Annotated in this window: 23 protein-coding genes; 8 read left to right on the forward strand and 15 right to left on the reverse strand. The window is 73.4% G+C overall.

From position 1 onward, the window contains the following. Positions 1–365 precede the first annotated feature (365 nt). The 5 genes from manA to LDL48_RS22285 are packed head-to-tail and all read right to left on the reverse strand — an operon-like array spanning position 366 to position 5,326. A complete protein-coding gene (manA, locus tag LDL48_RS22265) occupies positions 366–1,562 on the reverse strand; it encodes a mannose-6-phosphate isomerase, class I (RefSeq protein ID WP_225257125.1) in 1,197 nt (398 codons plus the stop codon). Then, positions 1,559–2,488: a cation diffusion facilitator family transporter gene (locus tag LDL48_RS22270; RefSeq protein WP_225257126.1), complete on the reverse strand. Its 930-nt coding sequence runs from the start codon at positions 2,486–2,488 to the stop codon at positions 1,559–1,561. The genes manA and LDL48_RS22270 overlap by 4 nt, the downstream gene beginning before the upstream one ends. After that, positions 2,485–3,699, reverse strand: coding sequence for an SIS domain-containing protein (locus tag LDL48_RS22275; protein WP_225257127.1), 1,215 nt, complete (start codon positions 3,697–3,699; stop codon positions 2,485–2,487). The genes LDL48_RS22270 and LDL48_RS22275 overlap by 4 nt, the downstream gene beginning before the upstream one ends. Positions 3,700–3,713: 14 nt before the next feature. Next, positions 3,714–3,899, reverse strand: a complete 186-nt coding sequence (locus tag LDL48_RS22280; protein ID WP_225257128.1) for a Trm112 family protein — start codon at positions 3,897–3,899, stop codon at positions 3,714–3,716. Positions 3,900–3,946: 47 nt separating this feature from the next. After that, the gene (locus LDL48_RS22285; protein WP_225257129.1) at positions 3,947–5,326 is read right to left on the reverse strand and encodes a phosphomannomutase/phosphoglucomutase; all 1,380 of its coding nucleotides are present in this window, start codon (positions 5,324–5,326) and stop codon (positions 3,947–3,949) included. Between the two features lie 181 nt (positions 5,327–5,507). Between LDL48_RS22285 and LDL48_RS22290 the strand changes: the two genes are divergently transcribed. The 3 genes from LDL48_RS22290 to LDL48_RS22300 are packed head-to-tail and all read left to right on the forward strand — an operon-like array spanning position 5,508 to position 8,760. Continuing rightward, on the forward strand, positions 5,508–6,806 hold the full coding sequence (locus tag LDL48_RS22290) for a GAF domain-containing protein (protein ID WP_225257130.1): 1,299 nt from the start codon (positions 5,508–5,510) through the stop codon (positions 6,804–6,806). Between the two features lie 35 nt (positions 6,807–6,841). Beyond that, on the forward strand, positions 6,842–8,365 hold the full coding sequence (exaC, locus tag LDL48_RS22295) for an acetaldehyde dehydrogenase ExaC (RefSeq protein ID WP_225257131.1): 1,524 nt from the start codon (positions 6,842–6,844) through the stop codon (positions 8,363–8,365). A 2-nt stretch (positions 8,366–8,367) separates the two neighbouring features. Next, positions 8,368–8,760: a DUF779 domain-containing protein gene (locus LDL48_RS22300; protein WP_225257132.1), complete on the forward strand. Its 393-nt coding sequence runs from the start codon at positions 8,368–8,370 to the stop codon at positions 8,758–8,760. Here the strand turns inward: LDL48_RS22300 and LDL48_RS22305 are convergent. The 6 genes from LDL48_RS22305 to LDL48_RS22330 all read right to left on the reverse strand — a co-directional run bounded on the left by LDL48_RS22305 (position 8,751) and on the right by LDL48_RS22330 (position 13,742). Then, complete coding sequence (locus LDL48_RS22305; RefSeq protein WP_225257133.1) at positions 8,751–9,029, reverse strand: hypothetical protein; 279 nt, start codon at positions 9,027–9,029, stop codon at positions 8,751–8,753. The genes LDL48_RS22300 and LDL48_RS22305 overlap by 10 nt on opposite strands. 50 nt (positions 9,030–9,079) lie before the next feature. Then, positions 9,080–9,868 (reverse strand): ABC transporter permease, encoded by a 789-nt coding sequence (locus LDL48_RS22310; RefSeq protein ID WP_225257134.1) that lies wholly within the window; start codon positions 9,866–9,868, stop codon positions 9,080–9,082. Continuing rightward, positions 9,865–10,725, reverse strand: coding sequence for an ABC transporter permease (locus LDL48_RS22315; protein ID WP_225257135.1), 861 nt, complete (start codon positions 10,723–10,725; stop codon positions 9,865–9,867). The genes LDL48_RS22310 and LDL48_RS22315 overlap by 4 nt, the downstream gene beginning before the upstream one ends. Beyond that, entirely contained in the window at positions 10,722–11,852 is a 1,131-nt protein-coding gene (locus LDL48_RS22320) for an ABC transporter ATP-binding protein (protein ID WP_225257136.1), read from the reverse strand. Before LDL48_RS22320 ends, LDL48_RS22315 begins: the two co-directional genes overlap by 4 nt. Then, positions 11,852–13,036 carry a polyamine ABC transporter substrate-binding protein gene (locus LDL48_RS22325; RefSeq protein WP_225257137.1) on the reverse strand — a complete coding sequence of 395 codons (1,185 nt, stop codon included), beginning with the start codon at positions 13,034–13,036 and terminating at the stop codon, positions 11,852–11,854. The genes LDL48_RS22320 and LDL48_RS22325 overlap by 1 nt, the downstream gene beginning before the upstream one ends. 340 nt (positions 13,037–13,376) lie before the next feature. Next, positions 13,377–13,742 carry a DUF3499 domain-containing protein gene (locus tag LDL48_RS22330; protein WP_225257138.1) on the reverse strand — a complete coding sequence of 122 codons (366 nt, stop codon included), beginning with the start codon at positions 13,740–13,742 and terminating at the stop codon, positions 13,377–13,379. 187 nt (positions 13,743–13,929) lie between these two features. Here LDL48_RS22330 and LDL48_RS22335 point away from each other — a divergent pair, with 187 nt between their 5' ends. After that, positions 13,930–14,415 carry a metallopeptidase family protein gene (locus LDL48_RS22335; protein ID WP_372472182.1) on the forward strand — a complete coding sequence of 162 codons (486 nt, stop codon included), beginning with the start codon at positions 13,930–13,932 and terminating at the stop codon, positions 14,413–14,415. 100 nt (positions 14,416–14,515) lie between these two features. Here LDL48_RS22335 and LDL48_RS22340 read toward each other — a convergent pair whose 3' ends face one another. From LDL48_RS22340 to LDL48_RS22350, 3 genes are all read right to left on the reverse strand, one after another. After that, complete coding sequence (locus tag LDL48_RS22340; protein ID WP_225257139.1) at positions 14,516–14,773, reverse strand: WhiB family transcriptional regulator; 258 nt, start codon at positions 14,771–14,773, stop codon at positions 14,516–14,518. Between the two features lie 282 nt (positions 14,774–15,055). After that, complete coding sequence (locus LDL48_RS22345) at positions 15,056–17,542, reverse strand: bifunctional FO biosynthesis protein CofGH (protein ID WP_225257140.1); 2,487 nt, start codon at positions 17,540–17,542, stop codon at positions 15,056–15,058. A 1,457-nt stretch (positions 17,543–18,999) separates the two neighbouring features. Beyond that, positions 19,000–20,127 (reverse strand): hypothetical protein, encoded by a 1,128-nt coding sequence (locus tag LDL48_RS22350; protein WP_225257141.1) that lies wholly within the window; start codon positions 20,125–20,127, stop codon positions 19,000–19,002. Positions 20,128–20,244: 117 nt separating this feature from the next. On the opposite strand from LDL48_RS22350, the gene cofD reads away from it, so the two are divergent. The 3 genes from cofD (at position 20,245) to LDL48_RS22365 (ending at position 23,678) form a co-directional block, all read left to right on the forward strand. After that, positions 20,245–21,234, forward strand: a complete 990-nt coding sequence (gene cofD / locus LDL48_RS22355) for a 2-phospho-L-lactate transferase (RefSeq protein ID WP_225257142.1) — start codon at positions 20,245–20,247, stop codon at positions 21,232–21,234. A gap of 4 nt (positions 21,235–21,238) precedes the next feature. Beyond that, positions 21,239–22,321, forward strand: a complete 1,083-nt coding sequence (locus LDL48_RS22360) for a coenzyme F420-0:L-glutamate ligase (RefSeq protein ID WP_225257143.1) — start codon at positions 21,239–21,241, stop codon at positions 22,319–22,321. Between the two features lie 94 nt (positions 22,322–22,415). Continuing rightward, complete coding sequence (locus LDL48_RS22365) at positions 22,416–23,678, forward strand: saccharopine dehydrogenase family protein (RefSeq protein ID WP_225257144.1); 1,263 nt, start codon at positions 22,416–22,418, stop codon at positions 23,676–23,678. 127 nt (positions 23,679–23,805) lie between these two features. On the opposite strand, the gene LDL48_RS22370 is transcribed toward LDL48_RS22365, so the two are convergent. Then, on the reverse strand, positions 23,806–25,371 hold the full coding sequence (locus LDL48_RS22370; RefSeq protein ID WP_225257145.1) for a tetratricopeptide repeat protein: 1,566 nt from the start codon (positions 25,369–25,371) through the stop codon (positions 23,806–23,808). 69 nt (positions 25,372–25,440) lie between these two features. On the opposite strand from LDL48_RS22370, the gene LDL48_RS22375 reads away from it, so the two are divergent. Further along, complete coding sequence (locus LDL48_RS22375) at positions 25,441–26,013, forward strand: NUDIX hydrolase (RefSeq protein ID WP_225257146.1); 573 nt, start codon at positions 25,441–25,443, stop codon at positions 26,011–26,013. Positions 26,014–26,026: the final 13 nt, after the last annotated feature.

Raw genomic sequence — 26,026 nt, forward strand, 5'->3', positions numbered from 1 at the left:
CGACCTCCGGCACGGACCGCACCACACCCCCACACACACGCCCAGCCACACCGCCCGTGTCGACCTCCGGCACGGACCGCACCACACCCCCACGCAGACACCTGGGTCAGACCGCGCGTGTTGACCTCCGGCACGGACGACGCCACGTCCGCGTCTGGCGTGTGGCGAAAACGGGCACCCAGCGCGCCGGAACTCCGCACGCGCACGCCACCCACATGGCACGCCGGCGAGCGGCGCCGAGTGCCCCTCCCCCGAGGGGCGCGAGGCGACGGGCGACGGGCCGCAGGCGACAGGCCGCAGGCGACGGGCGACAGGCGACAGGCCGCAGGCGACGGGCGACAGGCGACGGGCCGCGGCGCGGACGTCTACGGGCGGGGTGGGGTGTTCTCGATCGGGACGGCCGCGACGAAGACCTCGCCGACGCCGGCCACCGTGACCGGTCCCGCGTCGGCCGGTGCGAACGCCGCCGTGCCCGCCGTGACGCCGGCCGGAATGCCGTGCGCCTCGCCCACGAAGACCTCGCCCTCGACGCCCAGCACGATGCGCGGGCCGGCGGCCGGCACCACGACCGGCGGGCGGGTGCCGTCCAGGCGGATGCGGTACAGGACGAACTCGCGTGCCGGCACCTGCCAGGTCACGACGCCGGGGGCCAGGTCCGTCGCCGGCAGTACCGGGTCGTGCAGGACCTCGAAGCGCAGCACCCGGAGCAACTCGCCGACGTCGACGCGCTTGGGGGTGAGGCCGCCGCGCAGCACGTTGTCGCTGGCCGCCATGATCTCCACGCCGGTGCCCTGCAGGTAGGCGTGCAGGTTGCCGGCCGGCATCCAGATCGCCTCGCCGGGCTGCAGCTGGACGTGGTTCAGCAGCAGCGCGACCAGGACGCCCGGGTCGGTGGGGTACCGCGTGCCCAGGTCGGCGGCCAGGGCCAGATCCGGGGCGGGGGTCCGGCGGGCGGACCGGACCACCTCGTCGAGCAGCGCCGGGCGGTCGTCCTCCGGCCAGGTCAGCAGCTGCTCGACGGCGTCGCGCAGGCCGGTCGTACCGGCCCGGAGGGCCGCGACCACCGGGGCCAGCCGGGGCACGTCCAGGGCGTCCAGGGCCGCGGCCGAGACCTCCGGCGCCCGGAACCCGCAGAGTGCCGCGAACGGTGTGAGCGCGACCAGCATCTCCGGCTTGTGGTAGGCGTCGGTGTAGTTGCGCGGCGCGTCCGGGTCGGCCTGCTGGGCGGCGTAGGCGGTGCGGGCGTACTCGGCGTCCGGGTGAGCCTGCAACGACAGCGGGGCGTCGGCGGCCAGCACCTTCATCAGGTACGGCAGGCGGGTGCCGTACTCCGCTGCCAGGTCCGGGCCGAGCTGGCCCTTCGGGTCGTCCGCGATGAGCGTGTCCAGGGCGACCGGGCCGGCCGGGCCGGGCACCGTGGACGGGTCGCCGGGGTGGGCGCCCAGCCACAGTTCCGCCTCGGGTTCCGCGGTGGGCGCCGGACGCCCCTGCAGCCGGGCCAGCGACGTCCGGGATCCCCAGGCGTACGGCCGGATCACTCCGGTGAGCGGATAGACACTCACGGGGCCGCCTCGGCGGGCTGGTAGATGTCCGGCTCGATGTAGATCACCCGGGCCACCGGCACCGCGGCGCGGATCCGGGCCTCGGCCTCGTTGATGTGGGTGGCGAGCTGTTCGGCGGTCTCCGAGCGCGGCACCCCGACCTTCGCCGCCACCAGCAGCTCGTCCGGGCCCAGGTACAGCGTTTTCATGTGGATGATCCGCTCGACGCCGTCGCCGGCCACGATGGCCTGTTCGATCTTCGCCACGTCCTCGGGGTTGGCGCCCTCGCCGAGCAGCAGGCTCTTCGTCTCGATGGCCAGGATGATCGCGATGCTCACCAGCAGCACACCGATGGCCGCGGTGCCGATGCCGTCCCAGATGCCGTCGCCGGTGACCAGGGTCAGCGACACGCCGATCAGCGCGAAGATCAGGCCGAGCAGCGCGCCGGCGTCCTCGAGCAGTACGACGGGCAGTTCGGGGGCCTTGGCGCGGCGGACGAAGGTGACCCAGGAGACGGTGCCGCGGACGTGGTTGGACTCGACGATCGCGGTACGGAAGGAGAACGTCTCCAGGCCGATCGCGACCACCAGCACCACGATCGGCACCCACTGCCACTCGTCGATCGGCTCCGGGTGCGAGATCTTGTGGTACGCCTCGTACAGCGCGAACAGGCCGCCGACGCTGAACAGCACGATCGCCACGATGAACGCGTAGATGTAGCGGTCCCGGCCGTACCCGAAGGGGTGTTCCGGGGTGGCCTTGCGTTGTGCCCGCTTGCCACCGAGCAGCAGCAGCGCCTGGTTGCCGGAGTCCGCCACCGAGTGGATGGACTCGGCCAGCATCGACGACGACCCGGTCAGCAGCCACGCCACGAACTTGGTGACCGCGATGCCCAGGTTGGCACCGAGGGCCGCCACGATCGCCCGGGTGCCGCCGCTGGCACTCACTGAAGCCCCTCGGGCAGCAGGTTGCTCAGCTCCTTCATCTCGCTGATCGCCGGCACGGCCATCGGGTCGAGTCCGTGCGCGAGCGCGAGATAGAGCGACGCGAAGTCGGGCACCGCGGTGAGGGACGCCAGGCGCTCCAGCGCGGAGCCGCCCTCGGCCACCAGAACGTCGCAGCGCACGCCGCGCCGCTCGGCGATGGCCTGGACCGCGTCCGCGCGGCGTTCCTCCACGGCCACCGGCTCGTCGGCGTCGTCCTCGGGGTTGAGGCCGCCGTCGCGCAGCACGACCAGCCGCAGCCGGGTGGAGTCGCCGGCCTCCTCGGTGTCCGGGTCGGCGAAGATGTCGCGGGACGACTCGGCCAGGCCGCCGAAGACGCCGTCCAGCAGGCCGACCCGGCCGCGGCTGGCTTCACCCAGCGCACCGGCCATGGCCGGGTAACGCGCGTTGGCGGCGAGCGTGTCGGCGAACCGGCGGGCGGCGACGGTGGCCAGCGGCGACGAACCCCAGACGATCGGCACCGAGCCGGCCAGCCCGAGGGCCAGCGACTTCGCCGGGTTGACGAACGAGTCGGCGGCCGGCCGGCACCGCTCGGCGTCGGCGTCGAGCCGGCTGGCGGTCTCCGCCAGGTCCGCCTCGTTGACCTTGACCAGGCCCAGTGCACGCGCGGCGAGCAGCACCGGGATGGTGAGACCCCACATGCTGGCCCGGGCCGGGGCGCGCCGCGGCACACCGATGAACGGCGCCCGCGCCCGCTCCGCGACCGCCTGCAGTTCGGAATCGGGGTTGCCGATCGCGACCAGCCGCGCGCCACGCCGGGCGGCGGCGTCCGCGGCGGCCAGGGCCTCCGGGCTGCGACCGCTGGCCGACACCGCGATCACCACGTCGGCGGCACCCACCCAGCCGGGCACGCCGGCGCTGCGGTGCCCGATGATCGGCACCGGGCAGCGGGGGCCGGCCACGGTGGAGAGGATGCTGCCGGTCAGGCCGGCCGTGCCGATGCCGGCGACCACCACCGCCCGGGGGCGGCCGTCGTCCTCGAGCAGGCTCAGATCGGTCTCGACGGCCAGCGCCGCCGACTCGCGGACCTGGGCGCCGGCCGAGGCGGTGGCCCGCAGCATGCCGCCCGGGTCGTTGCCGAGCATCGCCTTCTCGTCGTCGAGCAGAGCCTCGTCGGCGGCGCGATGGCCGTTCACCCCGGCCGTACCGTCCATCGGGGTCACCATCGTCAGGCCTTTCCGCTGTCCGGTGTCCGTGCCTCGTCCAGCAGCAGAACCGGGATGTCGTCCCGCACCTCGAAGATCCGGCCGCACTCGGTGCAGGTCAGCGTCTGCGCGTCGGCGTCGTAGTCGAGCGGCGCGTGGTGCGTGTCCGGGCACGCGAGAATCTCGAGCAGTTGCGCGTCGAGGGCCACCGAGGGGCTCCTTGGGTCGGGGGGTGAAACGGGAAGGCCAGCAGATCCTAACCGCGGACGATGGCGAGCACCTCGTCGCGGAGGGCCGCCATCCGGTCCGGCTTCGGCGCCTCCACGTTCAGGCGCAGCAGCGGTTCGGTGTTCGACGCCCGCAGGTTGAACCAGGCGCCCTCGCCCACGTGCACGGTGAGGCCGTCCAGGTCGTCGAACTCCGCGGCCGGGAACGCGGCGCGCACCTCGGCCACCTTCGCCGCCGCGTCGTCAACCGTGGAGTTGATCTCACCGGACGCGGCGTACCGCTCGTACTCGGCCGCGAACTCCGACAGCGGCTGGTCCTGGCCGCCCAGCGCGCCCAGCACGTGCATGGCGGCGAGCATGCCGGTGTCGGCGTACCAGAAGTCGCGGAAGTAGTAGTGCGCCGAGTGCTCACCGCCGAAGACCGCATTGGTACGGGCCATCTCGGCCTTGATGAACGAGTGCCCGACCCGGCTGCGCACCGGCTTGCCGCCGCGCTCGGCGATGATCTCCGGCACCGCGGCCGAGGTGATCACATTGTGGATCACCGTGGCGCCCGGGAACTTGGCCAGCTCCCGCGCGGCGACCAGCGCGGTGATGGCGGACGGGGACACCGGGTCGCCGTTCTCGTCCACCACGAAGCAGCGGTCCGCGTCGCCGTCGAACGCCAGCCCGATGTCCGCGCCGTGGGCGCGCACCGCGGCCTGCAGGTCCACCAGGTTCGCCGGCTCCAGCGGGTTGGCCTCGTGGTTCGGGAAGGTGCCGTCCAGCTCGAAGTAGAGCGGCACGATCTCCAGCGGCAGGGCCGGCAGCGCGCGGTCGCCCAGCACCGCCGGGACGGTGTGCCCGCCCATGCCGTTGCCGGCGTCGACCACCACCTTCAGCGGGCGGATGCCGGACAGGTCGACCAGGGAACGCAGGTGCGCCGCGTAGTCGGTGAGCAGGTCCCGGTGCTCGACCTGGTCCGGCCCGTCGGCGACCGCGGCGATCGAGTCGAGCAGTTCCTCGGCGCGCTGGCGGACCACGGCCAGGCCGCTGTCCTGACCGACCGGGCGGGCGCCGGCGCGGCACAGCTTGATGCCGTTGTACTTGGCCGGGTTGTGGCTGGCGGTGAACATCGCGCCGGGCAGGCCGAGCGCGCCGGAGGCGTAGTAGAGCTGGTCGGTGGAGGCCAGGCCGATGTGCACCACGGCGGTGCCGGCCGCGTTCGCGCCCGCGGTGAACGCGGCGACCAGGCCGGGGCCGGAGGCGCGCATGTCGTGGCCGACGACGATCCGGTCGGCGTCGTCGCCGGACTCCCGCAGCATCTCCACGAACGCCGTGCCCAGGGCCCGCGCGCTCGACTCGTTGAACTGGTCGGGAACGACGCCGCGCACGTCGTACGCCTTGACGATCTGCGACAGGTCAGACAAAACTCGCTCCTCAGGCCACGGTGCCAACTGCCTGGAGACTAACGGAGCGCGGCGGCTGTCCGAGACGCAACGACACGGCTCCACCGTCTCGAACGAATCACGTCTCGCCGCGTTCACCGGCCCGTCCCCGGTTGTCGCCGGACGTGATGCCGGTCACGATGGGGTGGGACGGGAGGTGCGTATGGCGAACCCGTGGCTCGCGCTCGACCTCGGCACCGACCCGGCGGAACGAATCCGGCAGATCGGGCGCGCCCATGAGCGCTTCGTGACCGGCGACCGTCCGCGGGACGGCCGGCCGGCACCGCCGGTGCGCTCGGTCGTCGCCGAGTCCTGGCAACGGTCCGCGGGTGCGGTCGGCCCGGACAGCACCGCGCCCATCGACCTGGCCGACGGCGCGCTGGAGGCGTACCGGGCGGCCCATCCGCTGGCCCGGGTGCTGCCGATCTTCCGGGACCTGCTGGGCGGCCTCGCCGACGACGGCGCACACCTGATGGCGGTGTGCGACGCGGACGGCCGGCTGCTCTGGGTCGAGGGGCACGCGTCGATGCGGCGCGGGGCGGAGGCGATGAACTTCGTGCCCGGTGCGCGCTGGGACGAGGCGCACGCCGGGACGAACGCGCCGGGCACCGCGCTCGCCGTCGACCACCCCCTGCAGATCTTCGCCACCGAGCACTTCAGCCGGCCGGTGCAGCGGTGGACCTGCGCGGCGGCGCCGATCCACCACCCGGTGACCGGGCGGCTGCTCGGCGCCATCGACGTGACCGGCGGCGACCACCTGGCGAACCCGCACAGCCTGGCCCTGGTCCGGGCGACCGCGCTGGCCGCCGAGGCGTACCTGAGCGGCCACCTCGAGGTCCCGGCCGGCCGGGACGTCGCCACGGTCGCCGCGCTGGGCCGCGACGAGGCCGTGCTGACCGTCGGCGGGCGGCGCACCCGGCTCGGCCGGCGACACTCGGAACTGCTGGTCCTGCTCCTGGAGCACCCGGACGGGCGTACCGGGGAGCAACTCGGTGTCGACCTTTATGGGGACGGGCTGAATCCGGTGACCGTGCGCGCCGAACTGTCCCGGCTGCGGCGGATCCTGTCCCCGGACCTGCTGGACTCCCGGCCCTACCGGCTGCGGGCCGAGGTGGAGGCGGACTTCCGGACCGTGCCGCGGCTGCTGGAACGCGGGCGGGTGGGCGAGGCGCTGGCCGCGTACCCCGGACCCCTGCTGCCCGGTTCGGACGCACCCGGAGTGGCCCGGCTGCGCCGGCTGATCGACGGCCAGCTGCGGGCCGCGGTGCGGGCCAGCGCCGACCCGGCGCTGCTGCAGACCTGGGTACGGTCGCCGTGGGGCGCCGACGACCTGGAGATCTGGGAGAGGTACGCGGACGCCCTCCCGCCGCGTTCCCCGGCCCGCCCGCTGGCCCTCGCCCGGGCCGCCGACCTGGCCCGCGAGTACGGGCTTGCAACGTCGTTGCAACGTCACCGGAATTAGCGTCGGCCTCCACCGCTGCAGTACGGAGGCCCCCCATGACCGTGTACGCCCCGCCCGGAACCGACGGCGCGATCGTCGCCTACGAGTCCCGCTACGACCACTGGATCGGCGGCGAGTACGTCCCGCCGGCGAAGGGTCAGTACTTCGAGAACCCCAGCCCGGTGAACGGCCGCCCGTTCTGCGAGATCGCCCGTGGCACCGCCGACGACGTCGAGCGGGCGCTGGACGCGGCACACGGCGCGGCCGACGCCTGGGGCCGTACCTCCGTGGCCGAACGCGCCGTCATCCTGCACCGGATCGCCGACCGGATGGAGGAGAACCTGGAGAAGCTGGCGGTCGCCGAGGCGTGGGAGAACGGCAAGCCGGTACGCGAGACGCTCGCCGCCGACCTGCCGCTGGCGATCGACCACTTCCGCTACTTCGCCGGCGCGCTGCGGGCCCAGGAGGGCACGGTCGGCGAGCTGGACGACGACACAGTCGCGTACCACTTCCACGAGCCGCTCGGCGTGGTCGCGCTGATCATCCCGTGGAACTTCCCGATCCTCATGGCGACCTGGAAGCTCGCGCCGGCGCTGGCGGCCGGCAACGCCGTCGTGCTGAAGCCCGCCGAGCAGACCCCGGCGTCCATCCACTACTGGCTGTCGCTGATCGCCGACCTGCTGCCGCCCGGCGTGCTGAACATCGTCAACGGCTTCGGCGTCGAGGCCGGCAAGCCGCTCGCCTCCTCGCCGCGGATCGCCAAGGTCGCGTTCACCGGCGAGACCACCACCGGGCGCCTGATCATGCAGTACGCCTCGGAGAACCTCATCCCGGTCACCCTGGAACTCGGCGGCAAGAGCCCCAACCTGTTCTTCGACGACTGCAGCTCCGCGGACGACGAATTCTTCGACAAGTCGCTCGAAGGCTTCGCGATGTTCGCGCTGAACCAGGGCGAGGTCTGCACCTGCCCGTCCCGGGCGCTGATCCAGCAGGGCCACTACACCGACTTCCTGTCCGCCGCGGTGAAGCGGGTGGAGAACCTGAAGCAGGGCAACCCGCTGGACACCGACACGCAGATCGGCGCGCAGGCGTCCAACGACCAGCTGGAGAAGATCCTGTCTTACCTGGACATCGGCCGGCAGGAAGGCGCCCGCGCGCTGACCGGCGGCGCCCGGGCCGACCTGCCCGGCGACCTGGCCGGCGGATACTACGTGCAGCCGACCATCTTCGAGGGCTCGAACTCCATGCGGATCTTCCAGGAGGAGATCTTCGGGCCGGTGGTCTCGGTGACGTCGTTCGCCGACCTCGCCGACGGGCTGAAGATCGCCAACGACACGCTGTACGGCCTCGGCGCCGGCGTGTGGACCCGGGACATGAACCAGGCGTACCGGGCCGGCCGCGGCATCAAGGCCGGCCGGGTGTGGACCAACTGCTACCACCTGTACCCGGCGCACGCGGCGTTCGGCGGCTACAAGCAGTCGGGCATCGGCCGGGAGAACCACCGGATGATGCTGGACCACTACCAGCAGACCAAGAACCTGCTGATCTCGTACTCGCCCAAGGCCGCGGGCCTGTTCTAGACATGGCCACTCGAGTCGACGTGACTCCCGCGGCGGCCGCGGTGATGCGGTCGCTGCGGGAGCGGCACGGTCCACTGATGTTCCACCAGTCCGGCGGCTGCTGCGACGGCAGCTCACCGATGTGTTACCTGGAGGGCGAGTTCCGCACCGGAGCCTCCGACGTGCTGCTGGAGTCGCTACGGGTCGAGGGCGTGCCGGAGCCGGTGACGTTCTGGATGAGTGGCGCCCAGTTCCAGCTGTGGAAGCACACCCACCTCACGGTCGACGTGGTGCCGGGGCGCGGGGCCGGGTTCTCGCTGGAGGCCCCGGACGGCGTGCGCTTCCTGATCCGGTCCCGGCTGCTCACCGAGCACGAGCAGGCCGCGCTCGCCGACCGGCGGCCCGGTCAGGGGTAGTACACGCGCAGCAGGAAGGGCATGTCCAGGTGCCCGTCGTTGCGGCAGTCGAAGGCCGTCCAGGTGCCGCGGTACCGGCCGTACTCGCCGACCGAGACGCAGGACTGGATGGTGTAGTAGCGGCTGTGGTTGGCCCAGACACCCCGCAGCGCCGAGGTGGCCTGGTCGGTCCGAGTCGCTTCGGGAGCGGCCGTGGCGGGCGTGCTGAACGCCACCGGGCCGGCCAGGACGGCGCCGGCGATACTGAGGCTCATCAATGTCTTTCGCATGCCGAGACGAAAGCACGGGACCGTACAAAGTGGATATAGTCCCAGCTCGGTCAGCGGCGGCGGGGCCGGAAGGTGGTCACCGCGACCAGCGCGACGGCCACCCCGAACGCCGCCGTCGCGACCACGTTGACCTGGGGCGGGATGCCGCGCTGGGCGGTGCCCCAGACGTACATCGGGAACGTGGTGGTGGTGCCCGCGGTGAAGTTCGTGATGATGAAGTCGTCGAAACTGAGCGAGAACGCCAGCAACGCCGCCGCCAGGATGCCCGGCAGCGCCAGCGGCAACGTGACCCGGTGGAACGTCTGCCACGGTCCGGCGTACAGGTCGGCGGCCGCCTCCGGCAGACGGGGGTCCAGGCCGGACAGCCGGGCGCGCACCGTCACCACCACGAACGAGACGCAGAACAGCACGTGCGCGATCACGACCGTCCAGAGGCCCAGCGGCACCCGCGCCGCGCCGAACAGCGCCAGCAGCGACGAACCCATCACCACCTCGGGCGTCGCCATCGGCAGGAACACCAGGATGCTGGTCGCCGCGCGGCCGCGGAACCGGTACGTGGTCAGCGCGAACGCCATCAGCGTGCCGAGCACGGTGGCGATCACGGTGGCGGCGAAGGCGATCTGCACGCTGCGGACCAGGGCCGCGCACATGCCGGGGGCGCCGCACGGGTCGGTCCACCAGGCGAGGGTGAAGTCGTGGAAGTCGTAGGACAGCCGGGAGGACGGGCGGTTCACCGACAGGCCCGCCACGACCGCGACCGGGAGCAGGAGGTACGCCAGCACGAGCAGTCCGGCGCCGAGCACCCAGTGGTCGGCGATCCAGCGGCCGGCGCGGGTCACGCCACCCGGTCCAGGGCGGCGGCGCCGGCCCGGCGCAGGTACGCGACGACCAGCAGCAGGACCGCCGCCATCAGGACGAACGACAGCGCCGCCGCCTGCGGGTAGTCCAGGCGGATGAGGAACGCCGAGTCGACCACGTTGCCGATCATGGCGGTGCCGGGCGTGCCGAGCAGCCGCGCGTTGATGTAGTCGCCGGCCGCCGGGATGAAGGTCAGCAGCGTTCCGGCCACGATGCCCGGGGCGGCCAGCGGCAGCGTCACCCGGCGGAACGTGGCGGCCGGTCCGGCGTACAGGTCGGCGGACGCCTCCAGCAGGCGGCCGTCCAGCCGTTCCAGGCTGGCGTAGAGCGGGAGCACCATGAACGGCAGGAAGTTGTAGGTCAGGCCGGCGACCACCGCGAACGGCGTGGCCAGCAGCCGCCCGTCCGGGCCCAGCAGGTGCACGTCGCGCAGCAGCCCGACCAGCAACCCGGAGTCCGACAGGATGGTCTGCCACGCCAGCGTGCGCACCAGAAAACTGGTGAAGAACGGCGCCACCACCGCGATCAGCAGCACGTTGCGCCAGCGGCCCGCCTTCACCGCGATCGCGTACGCCAGCGGCAAGCCGAGCACCAGGCAGGCCACCGTGGCCGCGGCGGCGTAGCCGAGCGAGCGCAGCAACTGCGGCCAGTACGCGGCGAGCGCCGCCGGATAGTTGCCGAACGCCCACGTCATCCGGTAGCCCTCGGTGAGCGAGCCGGCCGGGTCGTACAGGCTGGTGCCGAAGAGCTGCACCGCCGGCACGACGAAGAACAGGATCAACCACAGACCCGCGGGCAGAAGCAGGAGGTACGCCGGGCGCGATCGGCTACCGGTCACGCCGGTACGCCCAGGTTCGCGTCGGCCGGCGCGGTGCGGTCTCCCTCGCCCGGCGGCCGGTTCAGCAGGAACGCGTGCCGCGGATGCCAGTGCGCGCACACCTCGGCGCCCAGCGGGACCTGGCGTTCGGCGCCGGTGTTCGGTGCGAACACGGCCAGTTCGGTGCCCCAGCCGGTGCGTACCAGGTAGTGGCTGCTGACCCCCACGTAGGAGCTGTCGGTGACCACGCCGGTGACGTGCTGGTGGGCAGGCGGTACGTCGTCGCCCGCGGTGGCCAGGTGCAGCTTCTCCGGGCGTACCCCCAGAAAGATCGTCTCGCCGGTGGCCCGGGACCGGGCGGCGGGCACGGTGAACCGCGCGCCGTACGCGGACACCGCGATGTCGTCGCCGGTGCGGCCGGCGGCGTCCCCGGCCAGCAGATTCGACTGCCCCAGGAACGTCGCCACGAACGGGGTGGCCGGCAGGTCGTACAGCTCGGCCGGCGGGCCGGTCTGCTCGAGTCTCCCGGCGTGCATCACGGCGACCGTGTCGGCCATCGTCATGGCCTCCTCCTGGTCGTGCGTGACGTGCACGAACGTGATGCCGACCTCGGTCTGGATGCGTTTCAGCTCGATCTGCATCCGGCGGCGCAGGGTCAGGTCGAGCGCGCCCAGCGGCTCGTCCAGCAGCAGCACCCGGGGCTTGTTGATGAGCGCGCGGGCCAGCGCCACCCGTTGCTGCTGCCCGCCGGAGAGCTGCGCCGGCCGGCGTTTGCCGTACCCGCCCAACTGCACCAGCGCGAGCATCGCCTCCACCTGGGCCTCGACATCGCGCTGCCGGCGCCGCCGCAGGCCGAACGCCACGTTCTCCTCGACGTCCAGGTGCGGGAACAGCGCGTAGCTCTGGAAGACGGTGTTCACCGGCCGCCGGTACGGCCGCAGCCCGGTGATGTCGTCGTCGCCGAGCAGCACCCGTCCCGCGGTCGGCTGGTCCAGGCCGGCGATCATCCGCAGGGTGGTCGTCTTGCCGCAGCCGGACGCGCCGAGCAGCGCGAAGAACGATCCGGCGGGTACGGTCAGGTCGAGGTCGTCGACGGCGGTGACGGCGCCGAACCGCTTGGTCAGGCCGTGCAGTCGCAGATCTGCCATCAGGCTCCGATCGCCACCTGGAACAGGTCGTTGTACAGGCGGTTCTCCGGCTGGGTGAGCGGCATGAACTCGGCCGCCCGGGCCAGCAGGCCGGGAGTCGGGAAGATCAGCGGGTTCCGGGCCAGTTCCGGATCGATCTTGTCCATCGCCGCCTGCGCCCCCTCGACCGGACAGATGTAGTTCACGTACGCCGCGACCTGCGCCGCGACGGTCGGATCGTAGTAGTAGTTCATCAGCCGCTCGGCGTTGGCGCGGTGTGCCGCCCGGTTCGGCACCACCATGTCGTCGGAGTACAGGATGACGCCGGATTCCGGTGCCACGAAACGGATCTCCGGGTTCTCCGCGGCCAGCTGGATGATGTCACCGGACCAGCCGATGCACGCCGCGATGTCACCGCGCTGCAGCTCCGGCGCGTAGTCGTTGCCGGTGAACCGGCGGATCTGCCCCGACTCCACGGCCCGGCGCAGCGTGCCGAGCGCGTCGTCGAACTCCAGCTCGGTGAAGTCGCCCGGGTCGTGGCCGCGGGCCTGCAGCAGCAGCCCCATGGTGTCGCGCAGCTCGCTGAGCAGCGTCACCCGTCCCTTCAGATCGGGCCGGGTGAGCAACTCGTCGACGGTCCGCACCTCGCCGGTCACCCGCCCGTTGTACGCCAGCCCGGCCAGCCCGCCCTGCCACGGCACGGCCCGGTCGCCCTGCGGGTCCACCGCGCGCCGGCGGAGGCTGGGCAGCAGGTTGCCGGTCACGTTCGGCAGGGCGGCCGGGTCGAGCCGTTGCACCCAGCCGAGTTCGACCAGCCGTCCGACCAGCCAGTCGGTGACCACGACGATGTCCCGGCCGGTGGGCCGGCAGTCGGCGAGCTGGTTCTGCACCTTGCCGAAGAACTGGTCGTTGTCGTTGATGTCCTCGGTGTACGTCACCCGGATGCCGGTCCGCCGTTCGAACTCGGCCAGGGTGGGCCGGCCGTCGTCGTCGACGTCGATGTACTGGGGCCAGTTCGCGAACACCAGCGACCGGTCGGCCGCCGAGGTGTCCACGCTGACGCAGCTCGCCTCGGTCTGCCGGGAACCGGGGATGCCGCAGCCGGCCAGAGCGGCCAGACCGGCGACGCCGAGGGCGGAACGCCGGGAGACGCGGTGCGCGCGGAGCACGGCGGCCGCCTCCGGCGACAGGGCGGGGCGTCGCATCACGGCGGGTGGTCCGGCCCGGTCGCCCGCGGACGCATCAACGACTTTCCTCCCCCATCAGTGCCATGCCCGGGTCCGGCCGCACCGGTCCGGGGCCGACCCGACAAGTATTCCCGGCGTCGGTTACCGGCGCGCAACGCCGGGGGCCATGAGGCTGATGCGCGACACGCCATCGGGGGCGGGCAGCGGCCTGATGGCCCCCGGCCGTCCGCGTCGGTCCTCCACGGCCGTCCGCGTCGGTCCTCCCCAGGGCCGACCGGCATGGCCGACCTGCACGGCGGGCGCGGGATCAGAGCGGGCGCGGGATCAGAGCGGGCGCGGGATCAGAGCGGGCGCGGGGTCAGTGCGAGGGCGGGATGACGCGCAGGTGGCCGCGACGCCCGGTCTGGTGGCCGGGCAGCGGGTCGTGCTCGTCCGGGCGGGGCGGCGGCGCCGGCCGGGCCGCCTCGCGGACCGCGTCGGCCAGGGCGACCAGATCGTCCGTGGTGGGCGGCGGCGGGGCGAAGTCGCCGTCGTGCCGGACCAGTTCCCAGCCGCGGGGTGCGGTGAGGCTGCGGGCGTGGGGTTCGCAGAGGTCGTACGTGTGAGGTTCGGCGAACGCGGCCAGCGGACCGACCACGGCGGTGGAGTCGTTGTAGACGTAGGTCAGGGTGGCGACCGCCTGTCGGGGACAGCCGTTGCGGGAGCAGCGCCGTGGGGACCTCACGGCGGCACGTTATCGCCCCGCCGCCCCGCGTGGGGCGCTTGCCGCCCGCGACACGCCGCACCACCATGCATCACGATTCGGCCATGGCGGGCCGACACGCCGCCCCGATGGGACGAATTCCCGGTACCGAAACGCGCCCGACACCGCCTGGACCTGCTCCGCGCGCCGATCGGGCTAGGCTGACGGCGTGACCACCAGCCCCGAACGCCGCCGGACCGGCGCCGAGAAGACCCGGAACGCCCGCACCGCCGGCCCGGGACGCCCGGCTCGCCGCGACCGGCACGGGCGGGGTCTGCGCGGGCGGCTGGTGCCGGCCACGGTGCCGCTGGCCCGGACCAAGGCGGAGATCTTCGACGACCTGGTGCTGGACACGGTGGAGAGCCTGGAGCGGCGGTACGCGAAGGAACTGGCCGGCGTCGAGTTCGCCGTCGAGGACGTGCCGCCGGACCTGAACGTGTACGACTCCGACGTGCTCGAGGACGGCGAGGTCCCGCTGGCCCGGCTGTTGCCCGGCCGACCGGGGCGTCAGGAACTGCCTCCGCGGATCGTGCTGTACCGCCGGCCCCTGGAGTTCCGGGCGATGGATCGCGAAGACCTCGCCGACCTCGTTCACGATGTGATCATCGAGCAGGTTGCCAACCTGCTCGGGGTGGATCCCGACGAACTCTCGTAGCACGGCCCCCCGGCGGCCACGAGAACCCAGCGGTCAATCGGTCACGCGGTGCTGCCTTTAGCGTGCCCTCCTGGCCCTTGCTTCGCTGCGGTGCAGTCGGTCACGCCACCCGGCGCTTGAGCTTGCGTCGTTCCCGTTCGGACAGGCCGCCCCAGATGCCGAAGCGCTCGTCGTGTCCCAGCGCGTACTCCAGGCACTCGGCCTTGACGTCGCACCGGCCGCAGATCCGCTTCGCCTCGCGCGTCGATCCGCCCTTCTCCGGGAAGAACGCCTCCGGATCGGTCTGTGAGCACAGCGCCCGCTCCTGCCACTCGGGCGCGTCCCCGAGCAGATCAACCCCTTCAATCTGCGCTTCCATCGGCGTGCCTCCAATTCCGCGCCGGCCGCGAAGCCGACGCTGACCCCCCACGCACGCGGCGTGTTTCTTGCGGGAGCGACGCCACTCGCGTCCCGCCTCTCCCGCAACCCCACCGAAATTACACGCGTGTAAGACGTGCGTCGTCAAGCCGAACCTGATAAATAGGCCCGTTTCCCCGAAGCCCCGCAGCACCTCGTGGTCCCGTTCCAGCCCTATCTCTCAGAACCACCGAAAGGTAACGCCGCCACGGCGCGTCGCGTCCATTTTACCCCGATTTGTGATCTAGCGTCTGCCGTATACCGTGGTGCGCTCCACGGCCGGGCGTCCCGCCGCCGCGGCCAACTCCTTCAGCTGGGCCACCGTCCGGGCCGATCCGTGCTCGGAACCGGCCATCCGCGAGATGGTCTCCTCCATCAGGGTGCCGCCGAGGTCGTTGCAGCCGCCGTTGAGCATCGCCCGGGTGCCGTCGTCGCCCAGCTTCACCCAGGAGCACTGGATGTTGTCGATCCGGCCGTGCAGCAGCAGCCGGGCCATCGCGTGCACCACCCGGTTCTCCCGCCAGGTGGGACCGGGGCGGGCGATGCCGGCCAGGTAGATCGGCGCGTTGGTGTGGATGAACGGCAACGCCACGAACTCGGTGAAGCCGCCGGTCACGTCCTGGATGCCGGCCAGCACCCGGAAGTGCCCCAGCCACTGGCGGGGATGATCCACGTGGCCGTACATCATCGTCGAACTCGACCGCAGGCCCACCTGGTGCGCGGTGCTCACCACGTCCACCCAGGTCGACGCAGGCAGCTTGCCCTTGGTCAGGACCCAGCGGACGTCGTCGTCGAGGATCTCCGCCGCCGTACCCGGAATGGTGTCCAACCCGGCCTCGCGCAGCTCGGTCAGCCACTCCCGCACCCCGACGCCGGCCTTCGCCGCCGCGGTGACGATCTCCATCGGCGAGTACGCGTGGACGTGCATGCCGGGCACCCGCTGCTTCACCGCCCGGACCAGGTCGGCGTACGCGGTCACCGGCATCTTCGGGTCGATGCCGCCCTGCATGCAGACCTCGCTGGCGCCGTCCCGCCAGGCCTCCTCGGCCCGGTCCGCGACCTGCGACACCGAGAGCCGGTACGCGTCGGCGTCCCGCTCCCGCTGGGCGAACGCGCAGAACCGGCAGCCCACGTAACAGACGTTGGAGAAGTTGATGTTCCGGTTCACCACGTACGTGATGTCGTCGCCGACCACGTCCCGGCGCAGCTCGTCGGCGATCCGGACCAGCTCGTCCAGGGCCGAGCCGTCCGCGTGGAACAGCGCGAGCGCCTTGTCCTCGTGCTCGGCCAGCAGCAGCGCCGCCGGGTCCTCCGCGGCCAGCCGCAGACCGGCCAGCACGTCCGAGTCGGTGCGCTCCGGCGCGGCCGTGACATGCGCGGCCACCTCGGACCAGTCGCCGTACACGCTGTCGAAGTCGCCGCGGCGGTCGGCGGTGCGCCCCTCGGTGTCGATCGTGGCGAACAGGTCGGTCCGCCCGCCGGTCACGTCGTCCGGCTCTTGCCACGGCAGCCCGCGCGGCATCGCGTCCTCGTCGGCCAGCCCGGTCGCCGGGTCGGCCAGCGCCGCCACGTGCGCGGCCAGCCGGGGATCCAGCCAGCCCTCGCCGCGGCGGACGTACTCCGGATAGATCGTCAGGCGCTCCCGCAACTCGAACCCGGCGGCGCGGCTGCGCGCGGCCAACTGGTCGATCTGCGGCCAGGGCCGCTCCGGGTTGACGTGGTCCGGGGTCACCGGCGAGACGCCGCCCCAGTCGTCGATGCCGGCCCGCAGCAGCAGGTCGAACTCCGCGTCGATCAGGTTCGGCGGCGCCTGCAACCGGGCCCGCGGCCCCAGGATGATCCGGGCCACCGCCACCGTGGCCGCGAGGTCGTGCAGCTCGGCGTCCGGCATGCCCCGCATCGCGGTGTCCGGCTTGGCCCGGAAGTTCTGGACGATCACCTCCTGGATGTGCCCGAACTCGCGGGCCACCCGCCGCATCGCGAAGATCGCGTCGGCCCGTTCCGCCCGGGTCTCGCCGATGCCGATCAGGATGCCCGTGGTGAACGGCACGCCGACCCGGCCGGCGTCCTCCAGCACCCGCAGGCGCACCGCCGGTTCCTTGTCCGGCGAGCCGTAGTGCGGTCCACCCGGCTCCGACCACAGCCGGGTCGCGGTGGTCTCCAGCATCATCCCCATGCTCGGCGCCACCGGCTTCAGCCGCTGCAGGTCGGCCCAGCTCAGCACGCCCGGGTTGAGGTGCGGGAGCAGGCCGGTCTCCTCGAGGACGGCGATCGCGCAGGCCCGGACGTAGTCGAGCGTCGAGTCGTACCCCCGCTCGTCCAGCCATTGCCGGGCGGCCGGCCAGCGCTCCTCCGGGCGGTCGCCGAGCGTGAACAACGCCTCCTTGCACCCCTGCGCGGCACCCTCCCGGGCGATCGCCAGCACCTCGTCGCGCTCCAGGAACGCGGCCGGCAGCCGGTGCGGGACCGTCGCGAACGTGCAGTAATGGCAGCGGTCCCGGCACAACCGGGTCAACGGAATGAAAACCTTCTTCGAGTACGTGACCACGCCCGGCCGGCCGGCTTCCCGCAGACCCGCGTCCCGCACGCCACCCGCCACGGCCAGCAGCTCCTCGAGCAGCTCGGCCCTGGCGGCGAGCAGGGCGGCCGCCTCGTCCGCGTCGATCGCCTTGCCGTCGGCCGCCCGGCGCAGGGCCCGGCGGATGCTGGCCTCGGTCGCTGTGTGCTCCACGTCCACCACGGTGTGAGCCTAGGCCGTGATCCGGAGCGGTGCCGGTGGGCGCCGGCTACGTACACAGTGTCGTGGGACACCCGTCGAGCCACGGGTTGCGGCGACGTCGGCTCCGAGGCAGCGGCGAAGCCGCCCGGCGACGGAGTAGCTGCCAAGGAAACCGCGCACCCTCGGAGCCGCCCTCACCGCGCCCCCGTCGCCCGTCACCGCGCCCCCGTCGCCCGTCGCCGCGCCCCCTTCGCCCGTCACCCCGCCCCCGTCGCCCGTCGCCGGTCGCACGTCGCCCGTCGCCCGTCGCCCGTCGCCCGTGCCCGTCCACGATCTACCGCCTCTGCGCTTCCGGCGGCCGCGATCTTGTGGACTACGGGTCGTATATATCGACCACAGCTGCACGACTTCGGCCCGCACGCCGGGCGCGCAGACGGCAATGTGACCGACGTGCCCCACGGCGACCCCGCCACAGCGTGTGGAGGGAGGGCGGTCCCCACCGCATCCCGCCAAGCCCTGTCACCCCGAGCACATCGTGCAGACATGCGGCATGCGCCGAGCCCGAAGATCCCATGCACCGTCACGCCGAGCACCGCGTGCAGAGAAACGGCGCGCTCCGCACCCAAAATCCCCACGCGCCGTCACGCCGATTACCGCGTGCAGAGATACGGCGCGCTCCGCACCCGAAACCCCCACGCACCACCACGCCGAACACCGCGTGCAGAGAAACGGCGCACTCCGCACCCGAAACCCCCACGCACCACCACGCCGAACACCGCGTGCAGAGAAACGGCGCACTCCGCACCCAAAATCCCCACGCACCACCACGCCGAACACCGCGTGCAGAGAAACGGCGCACCCCGCACCCGAAACCCCCACGCACCACCACGCCGAACACCGCGTGCAGAGAAACGGCGCACCCCGCACCCGGAAACCACACGACCTCAAGACCGGCCGAAGCACACGCGACCACGAGCCTGGACCCACGCCGCCCCGCCCGACTTTGGTGATCCGGGCGCTGCGCCGCGTCCCGCCGCGGTCGCACCGCCAATTGCGGCACCGGCCTGCGGCGAGATGCGGCTTTTGGTCTCCACCGCAACGCCGAGATTGTGAGGTTGCGTGGGACGCCGCGAGAGTGCGGAAAGGGACTAAGCGGGTCAATACGGCGGATGATGCAGCGGCGACCGGGGTCGGCGGGCCCTCGGAGCACGCCCGGGCACCGCGTGCCGAACCTTCACAGCACCGACACCCGAACCCGGACCCTCACAGCACCGACACCCCGAACCGGGCACCGCGAGCCCAGACCCTCACCACACCGACACCCCGTGCCGGGCACCGCGAGCCCAGACCCTCACCACACCGACACCCCGTGCCGGGCACCGCGAGCCCAGACCCTCACAACACCGACACCCCGTGCCGGGCACCCGTGAACCGGACCGTCGGGGCACCGACGGTCCGGCCCGGCGTCGTCAGCGGCGCGGCGGGTCCTGGTCGGCCGGGCCGAAGCCGGGACGGTCGTCCGGCAGCATCGCGGTCTGGTCCGCGTCCGGCGGCGGCACGGTGCCGGGACGCGGCACCGCCTGAGTCGGCTCGGAGTAGGTGTCGGCCGTCGGCGAACCGTAGGTGCCCGGTCCGGGCGGGTACGGCCCAGCCGGATATCCGCCGGGCCCGCCCTGGCCCGGACCCCCAGCCGGCGGCGCACTGAACGGCGGAGAACTGGCCGGCGGCGCACTGGCCGGCGGCGCACCGAACGACGGACCCCCAGCGGGCGGACCGCCGGCAGGCGGACCCCCGGCTGGCGGACCCCCGGCTGGCGGAGCGCTGGCCGGAGACGTGCCGGCCGGCGGCGTACCGAACGGCGGAGCACCGGCCGGCGGCCCACCCGCGGGCTGTCCGGACACCGGCGGCTGACCCCATCCCGGTGCCGCGGGCGCACCCGGGTGCGGCGGCGGACCGTACCCCGGCTGGCCCCAGGCCCCCGGCTGCCCGTAGCCCGGCTGGCCCGGTCCCGGCGGCGGGTATCCGCCCGGCTGGCCGTATCCCGGCTGGCCGGGGTAGGTGCCCGGCTGGCCGTACTGCGGCTGGCCGTAGACCCCGGGCTGCGGCTGCGGCTTGGGAACGTAGAAGAGGTTGCGCCAGACCAGGTACGTGGCGTAGGCCGCCAGCCCGAACACCGCCAGCCACGCCGCCCGGACCAGCAGTTCCTCGAACGCGGTCCGGACGCTGAAGTCGACGATCTGGATCAGGCCCACCAGAATCCCGAAGATCACCGCGAAGAAGGCGGCCACCGCGTACTCCGCCGCGGCCACCAGCGTGATCAGCTTGGCCTTCGGGTGCTGCGGCTTGACCATCAGCGCGAGCAGCACGGCACCGAGCGGGAAGAAGATCGTCGCCGGGTTCACGAAGCTGTAGAAGCTGTCCTGCGTGCGGCTGGTGAAGTCGAGACCGTCGCCGGACGGGATCAGGCGGATGACCGCCACGAACAGCAACACGGCGGGCGCGACCACCAGGACCAGCGCGGCGAGGTCGCGCAGCGGCCGGAGGAACGGACCGACCGGACGGTCGCCGCCCGGTGCGGGCTGCGGTTGGCTGGTCACTGGCAACTCCTCGGGTCTTCCGGGACGGTGAGTGAGATCGGCCCAGCCTAGACCGCCGCGTTTTCCCGGGCGGCCCCGGCGAGCGGTTCTGTCGTACCCGTGCGCGAGGATGACGGCATGCGGATCGTGGTCCTTACCGGGGGCATCGGCGGTGCCCGGTTCCTCGTCGGCGTTCGAGCCTATGCGCGGTCGGTCGGTGCCGAGGTCACCGCGGTGGTGAACGTGGGCGATGACGTACGCATGCATGGTCTGCAGATCTGCCCGGATCTCGACAGCGTGATGTACACGCTGGGCGGCGCGGCCGACCCGGAGCGCGGCTGGGGCCGCGTCGGCGAGACCTGGGTGGTCAAGGAGGAGCTGGCGCGCTACGGCGCCGAGCCGAGCTGGTTCGGCCTGGGCGACAAGGACACGGCCACCCATCTGGTACGCACCACGATGCTCAACGCCGGCTATCCGCTGTCCGCGGTGACCGCCGCGCTGTGCGAGCGCTGGCAGCCCGGCCTGGCCATGCTGCCGGCCACCGACGACCGCCTGGAGACGCACGTGGTGGTCGACGTGGACGGTGAGCGCAAGGCCATCCACTTCCAGGAATGGTGGGTGCGGTATCGCGGCGACGTTCCGACCCACCGGTTCGTGTTCGTCGGCGCCGACGCGGCGAAACCGGCCGCCGGGGTGCTGGAGGCGATCGGGTCGGCCGACGTGGTGCTGATCGCGCCCAGCAATCCGGTGGTCAGCATCGCCCCGATCCTCGCCGTGTCCGCGCTGCGCGAGGCCGTGGCCGGCGGGCCGGCACCGGTGGTGGGCGTGTCCCCGATCATCGGCGGGTCCCCGGTGCGCGGCATGGCGGACCGCTGCCTGGCCACGCTGGGCGTGGAGGTGAGCGCGGCCGGGGTGGGCCGGCTGTACGGCGCCCGCGCGGACGGCGGCCTGCTGGACGGCTGGCTGGTCGACGACACCGACGCCGGTGCCGCTGTGCCCGGGGTCACCACCCGCGCGGTGCCGTTGTGGATGACGGACGAGACGGCCACGGCCAAGATGGTCGAGGAGGCGATCGACCTGGCCGGACCGCGGACCGGGGACGCGGAACGCCGGGGCGAGGCGGAGTGACACCATGATGGACGGCCTGGAGATTCTTCCGGTACGCGGCATCGGCGACGTCACCGCGGGCGACGACCTGGCCGAGACGATCCTGCACGCCGCGCCCTGGCTGCGCGACGGCGACGTGCTGGTGGTGACCAGCAAGATCGTGTCCAAGGCGGAGGGACGGCTGGTCGAGGTGCCGGCCGACGGCCCCGAGCGTGAGGTGGCCCGCGAGCAGATCCTCGCGGACGAGACCGCGCGGGTGGTGGCCCGGCGCGGGCCGACCGCCATCGTGCAGACCCACCACGGCTTCGTGATGGCGTCCGCGGGCATCGACGCCTCCAATGTCGACAAGACCCACCTGGTGCTCCTCCCCCGCGACCCGGACGCCTCCGCACAGGCCCTGCGCGACGGTTTCCTGGCCCGTGGCCTGCACGTCGGCGTGATCGTCTCGGACACCACCGGCCGCGCCTGGCGCAACGGCCTCACCGACGTCGCCCTGGGCTCCGCCGGCATCGAACCGGTGCGCGACCACCGCGGCGAGATCGACCCGTACGGCAACGAGCTACAGCTCACCCAGATGGCCGTGGTCGACGAGCTGGCCGGCGCCGGTGAGCTGGTCAAGGGCAAACGCGACCGGGTGCCGGTGGCGGTGGTGCGCGGCTATCCGGGCGCGGGTCTGGCCGACACCCCGGGGGCCCGGCTGCTGTTGCGCGACGCCGCCAGCGACATGTTCTCCCTGGGTACCGCGGAGGCCCGCGCCGCCGGTCTCCGCGAGGCGGCCACCCTCCCGGAGGCCGCGCCCGTCCCGGCGGCGTCCGGGCCCGGAGCGTCCCCGCCGGCCGCCACCGACCCGGCCCGGATCGAGCGGGCCCTGGCCACGGTGGCCGACCACCTGGCCTCGGACACCACCCCCACCACCGCGGCCCCGGCGGACCCGGCCGCCGGCACCGGGCCGGTGGTGATTCGGCTGACGACCAGCGGGACCGGTCCGGCGGCGTGGGTGCGGCTCGGCGCCGACGCCCACCGTCTGCGTGCCGCCCTGGCCGCGGAGGGCACGGCCGCGAGGGTCACCGTGGACGACGAAGGTGTCCTGATCGTTCCGGTCCCGTGAGGGCCGGCGCGGCGGGCCGGCGGCACCGGCACTCGATGGCCGGATGGGCCGTTCGGTGGGCGAGTTGCCACCGCGTACCGGACAATCGACAGCCATGAGCGAACAAGCGCGTCACCGCGAGCTGGATCTGGTCGTCTACGGGGCAACCGGGTTCGTCGGCGCGCTGGTCGCCGAGCACCTGGCCGCGCACGCCCCGGAGGGCACCCGGATCGGGTTGGCCGGCCGGTCCGCCGCCAAGCTGGAGTCGCTGCGCAACCGGCTCGGCGTCGCCTGGCCGCTGCTGACCGCGGACGCCGCCTCCACCGCCGATGTGGAGCGACTCGCCGCCTCGGCCCACGTGGTCATCACCACGGTCGGCCCGTACTCGAAGTACGGCAGCGCCCTGGTCCGCGCCTGCGCGGCGGCCGGCACCGACTACCTCGACCTCAACGGTGAGGTGATGTTCGCCCGGGCCAGCGCGGACGAGAACGACGACGTGGCCCGCTCCACCGGCGCGCGCATCGTGCACTCGTGCGGCTTCGACTCGGTGCCGTCGGACATCGGCGTGCACGTGCTGCACGAGAAGGTCGCGGCGGACGGTGCCGGGGATCTGACCGACACCACGCTCGTGCTGACCAGCGTGCGGGGCGGGTTCAGTGGCGGCACCATCGACTCGATGCGGCACGTGCTGGACACCGTGCGCCGGGACCGGACGCTGCGCCGGATGGCCGCGAGCCCGTACTCGCTCAGCCCGTCCCGCGCGGACGAGCCGGACCTGGGCCGTCAGGAGGACCTGGTGACGCTGCCCGGTCCGCACGTCGACCCGTCGTTGCGCGGCACGCTGGCGCCGTACTTCATGGCGCCGTACAACACCCGGGTGGTGCGCCGCAGCAACGCGCTGCGGAACTGGGCGTACGGTCGCCGGTTCCGCTACCGCGAGGTGATGAGCGTGGGCACCTCGCCGCTGTCGCCACTGCTGGCGGTCGGCACGAAGGTCAGCGTGGGCGCGTTCGCGATGGGGCTGTCGTTGCCGCCGACCCGGTTCCTGCTGGACCGGCTGCTGCCCAAGCCCGGCACCGGCCCGGACGAGCGCACCCGCCGCACCGGCCACTTCACCATGGACCTGTTCACCACCACGACGACCGGCGCGCGCTACACGGCCCGGTTCCGGGCCAAGGGCGATCCGGGGTACGCCGCCACGTCCGTCATGATCGCGGAGGCGGGCCTGGCGCTGGTCCTGGACCGCGACGCCCTGCCGCCGTCGCCGGGCGGCGTGCTCACCCCGGCCACCGGGCTCGGCAACGCCCTGGTGACGCGGTTGCGCGCCGCCGGCGTGGAGATCAGCGCCCGGGCCCTGCCCACCCCCGTCCCGGCCTGACCACCCCGTCCCGGCCTGACCGAGACGGCCGGGCCGAACCGAGACCGCCCGGCCGAACCGAGACCGCCCGGCCGGACCGAGACGGGGCGGACGGACCGAGACGGGGCGGCCGGACCGAGACGGGACGTTACGGCTCGGATCGGCTTCGCGCCTTCCGCAGCACGGTCGCCCGGCGCCGCAGCCTCGCCTGCTCGCCCTGCCGCCGCTTGGGCAGCAGGTCCGCCTGCCGGTCCAGCGCCGCCGCGAGCAGTTGCCGGTACCGCCCGGGGCCGGCCTCGCGCAGGCCCTCGATCAGCTCCACCGACTCCACCGCGGCGGCCAGCGCTTCGCCGCTCCGCCCGGCCTGGCCGAGCCGTCCGGCCTGGCCGAGCAGCGCCCGCGCCAACGTCTCGGTGCGGGCCGGGTCGGCGGCGGCGCACTCGCGGTGCAGGTCGACGGCCTCCTCGTCGGCGCGTACCGCCTCGTCCAGGCGGCCCGCGTCGGCCAGGGCGCCGGCCCGTTCGCGCAGGGAGTCGGCGAGGTCGGGCAGGTGCCGGGCCCGGTTGCCGGCCACCAGTTCGCGGCGCAGGTCGACGGCCTCCCGGCTCGCCGCCAGGTGGGTGGGGACCTCCTCGGCCAGCGCGGCGCGCTGGTGCACCGCCTGCGCCAGGCCGCCCAGGTGGCGCGCCCGGTTCGTCGCGACCAGCGTCCGGTACAGGTCCACCGCCTCCTCCGTCGCGGTGCGCGCGTCGCCGAGCCGGCCGGCCCACCTCAGCCGGCTGCCCAGTCCGGCCAGGGCCTGCGCCAGTCCGGCCGAGTGCCGGCCGGGTGCCTCCGCCGCCAGGGCCCGCCAGCACGTGACCGACTCCTCCGCGGCGGCGAGCGCCTCGGCGTCCCGGTCCTGGCGGGACAGCAGGACGCTGTGGCTGTGCAGGGCCTGGGCGAGGCGGTGCCGGTGCGTGCCGGGGTGGTCGGTGGCCAGACCACGGCACAGGGCCACCGCCTGCGCGCTGAGCGTCACGGACTCCGCGGTACGTCCGGCCACGTGCAGCCGGTTGGCGTGGTTGTGCATGGCCTGGGCCAGCTCCAGGGTGGCGCCGTCGTGGCCCGACTCGGCGAGCTTCCGGCGCAGTTCGACGGTCTCCGCGCTGGCCACGAGGGCCTCGTCCGGCCGGCCCACGGCGGCCAGCGAGATGGCGCGGTTGCCCAGCGCGGCGGCGAGTCCGTCCTGCGCGGCGGACCGGTCGTCGTGGCCGGCCACGTCGCGGGCCAGGTCGACGGCCTCCGCGCTGACCTCGAGGGCGCGGTGGGTGTCGCCGGCCGCGAGGAGGCGGTTCGTGAAGTACGCCAGCGACAGGGTCAGCTCGGGCAGGTACCGGTAGCGGTCCCAGGTGACCATCGACCGGGCCAGGTCCACGGCCTCCTGGGTGAGCGGTATCGACTCGTCGTGCCGGCGCAGCTCGGTGAGGTAGACGCCCTGGTTGCGGAGCGCCAGCTGCAGGGCCGGAAGGTAGCGGCGGCGGTCGGCGGCGGCGAGTTCGCGGGTCCGGCGGATGGCCTCCGCACCGACCTCGACGGCGTCCTCCAGCCGGCCCACGCGGCCCAGGTGCACGGCGTCGTCGATGGCGGCGATCGCCTGCCGCAGCGGGTCGCGCGGGACCGCCCGTCCGGTGAGGAGCCAGCGCCAGCTCCGCTGCAAACGGTCCACGCCCACGTGCGCACGGTACGGGGCCGGTGCCACTACGCTGGCCGGACCGGGCGAATCCAGGGGCGAGGGGACGACATGAGCGCGGAGCTGTATGCGGACGCCGTACCTCTGCTGGAGGGCTGGGCCGCCACCTCGCCGGAGGCGGACGACGCCCGGCGGCGGACCCTGAAGCTGCTCACCGACGGCCCGGCCGCGGTGACCCGGGCGCACCGCGCCGGGCACGTCACGGCCAGCACGATGATCGTCGGTGCCGACGGTCGGGTGCTGCTGTGCCTGCACGGCCGGATGAACATGTGGATGCAGGTCGGCGGGCACTGCGAGGCGGGCGACGCCACGCTGGCCGCGGCGGCGTTGCGGGAGGCGACCGAGGAGTCCGGGATCGCCGGGCTGCGGCTCGACCCGGAGCCGATCGACGTGGACATCCATCCGGTGCGGTGCCGGCCGGCCGAGGGGGAACCCGCCGGGCCGACGCACCACTACGACGTGCGGTTCCTGGCGGTGGCGCCGGCCGGTGCGGTGGAACAGGTCAGCGACGAGTCGTCGGCGCTGGGGTGGTTCGCGCCGGACGCCCTGCCCAGCCCGCTGGCCGACGGCGTCACCGGCCAGTTGGCGGCGGCCCTGGCCCGGATCGCCCGCGACCGGCGCTGACCCGCGCGCCGGG

The organism is Jidongwangia harbinensis (assembly GCF_020216025.1).
Lineage (GTDB): Bacteria > Actinomycetota > Actinomycetes > Mycobacteriales > Micromonosporaceae > Actinoplanes > Actinoplanes harbinensis.

Excerpts from the sequence above, each read along its gene's own strand:
- LDL48_RS22275 (WP_225257127.1), bottom strand. The coding sequence starts at position 3,699 with ATGGACGGTACGGCCGGGGTGAACGGCCATCGCGCCGCCGACGAGGCT.
- LDL48_RS22290 (WP_225257130.1), top strand. The coding sequence starts at position 5,508 with ATGGCGAACCCGTGGCTCGCGCTCGACCTCGGCACCGACCCGGCGGAA.
- exaC (WP_225257131.1), top strand. The coding sequence starts at position 6,842 with ATGACCGTGTACGCCCCGCCCGGAACCGACGGCGCGATCGTCGCCTAC.
- LDL48_RS22300 (WP_225257132.1), top strand. The coding sequence starts at position 8,368 with ATGGCCACTCGAGTCGACGTGACTCCCGCGGCGGCCGCGGTGATGCGG.
- LDL48_RS22305 (WP_225257133.1), bottom strand. The coding sequence starts at position 9,029 with ATGCGAAAGACATTGATGAGCCTCAGTATCGCCGGCGCCGTCCTGGCC.
- LDL48_RS22320 (WP_225257136.1), bottom strand. The coding sequence starts at position 11,852 with ATGGCAGATCTGCGACTGCACGGCCTGACCAAGCGGTTCGGCGCCGTC.
- LDL48_RS22325 (WP_225257137.1), bottom strand. The coding sequence starts at position 13,036 with ATGCGACGCCCCGCCCTGTCGCCGGAGGCGGCCGCCGTGCTCCGCGCG.
- LDL48_RS22340 (WP_225257139.1), bottom strand. The coding sequence starts at position 14,773 with ATGGAAGCGCAGATTGAAGGGGTTGATCTGCTCGGGGACGCGCCCGAG.
- cofD (WP_225257142.1), top strand. The coding sequence starts at position 20,245 with ATGCGGATCGTGGTCCTTACCGGGGGCATCGGCGGTGCCCGGTTCCTC.
- LDL48_RS22360 (WP_225257143.1), top strand. The coding sequence starts at position 21,239 with ATGATGGACGGCCTGGAGATTCTTCCGGTACGCGGCATCGGCGACGTC.
- LDL48_RS22365 (WP_225257144.1), top strand. The coding sequence starts at position 22,416 with ATGAGCGAACAAGCGCGTCACCGCGAGCTGGATCTGGTCGTCTACGGG.
- LDL48_RS22375 (WP_225257146.1), top strand. The coding sequence starts at position 25,441 with ATGAGCGCGGAGCTGTATGCGGACGCCGTACCTCTGCTGGAGGGCTGG.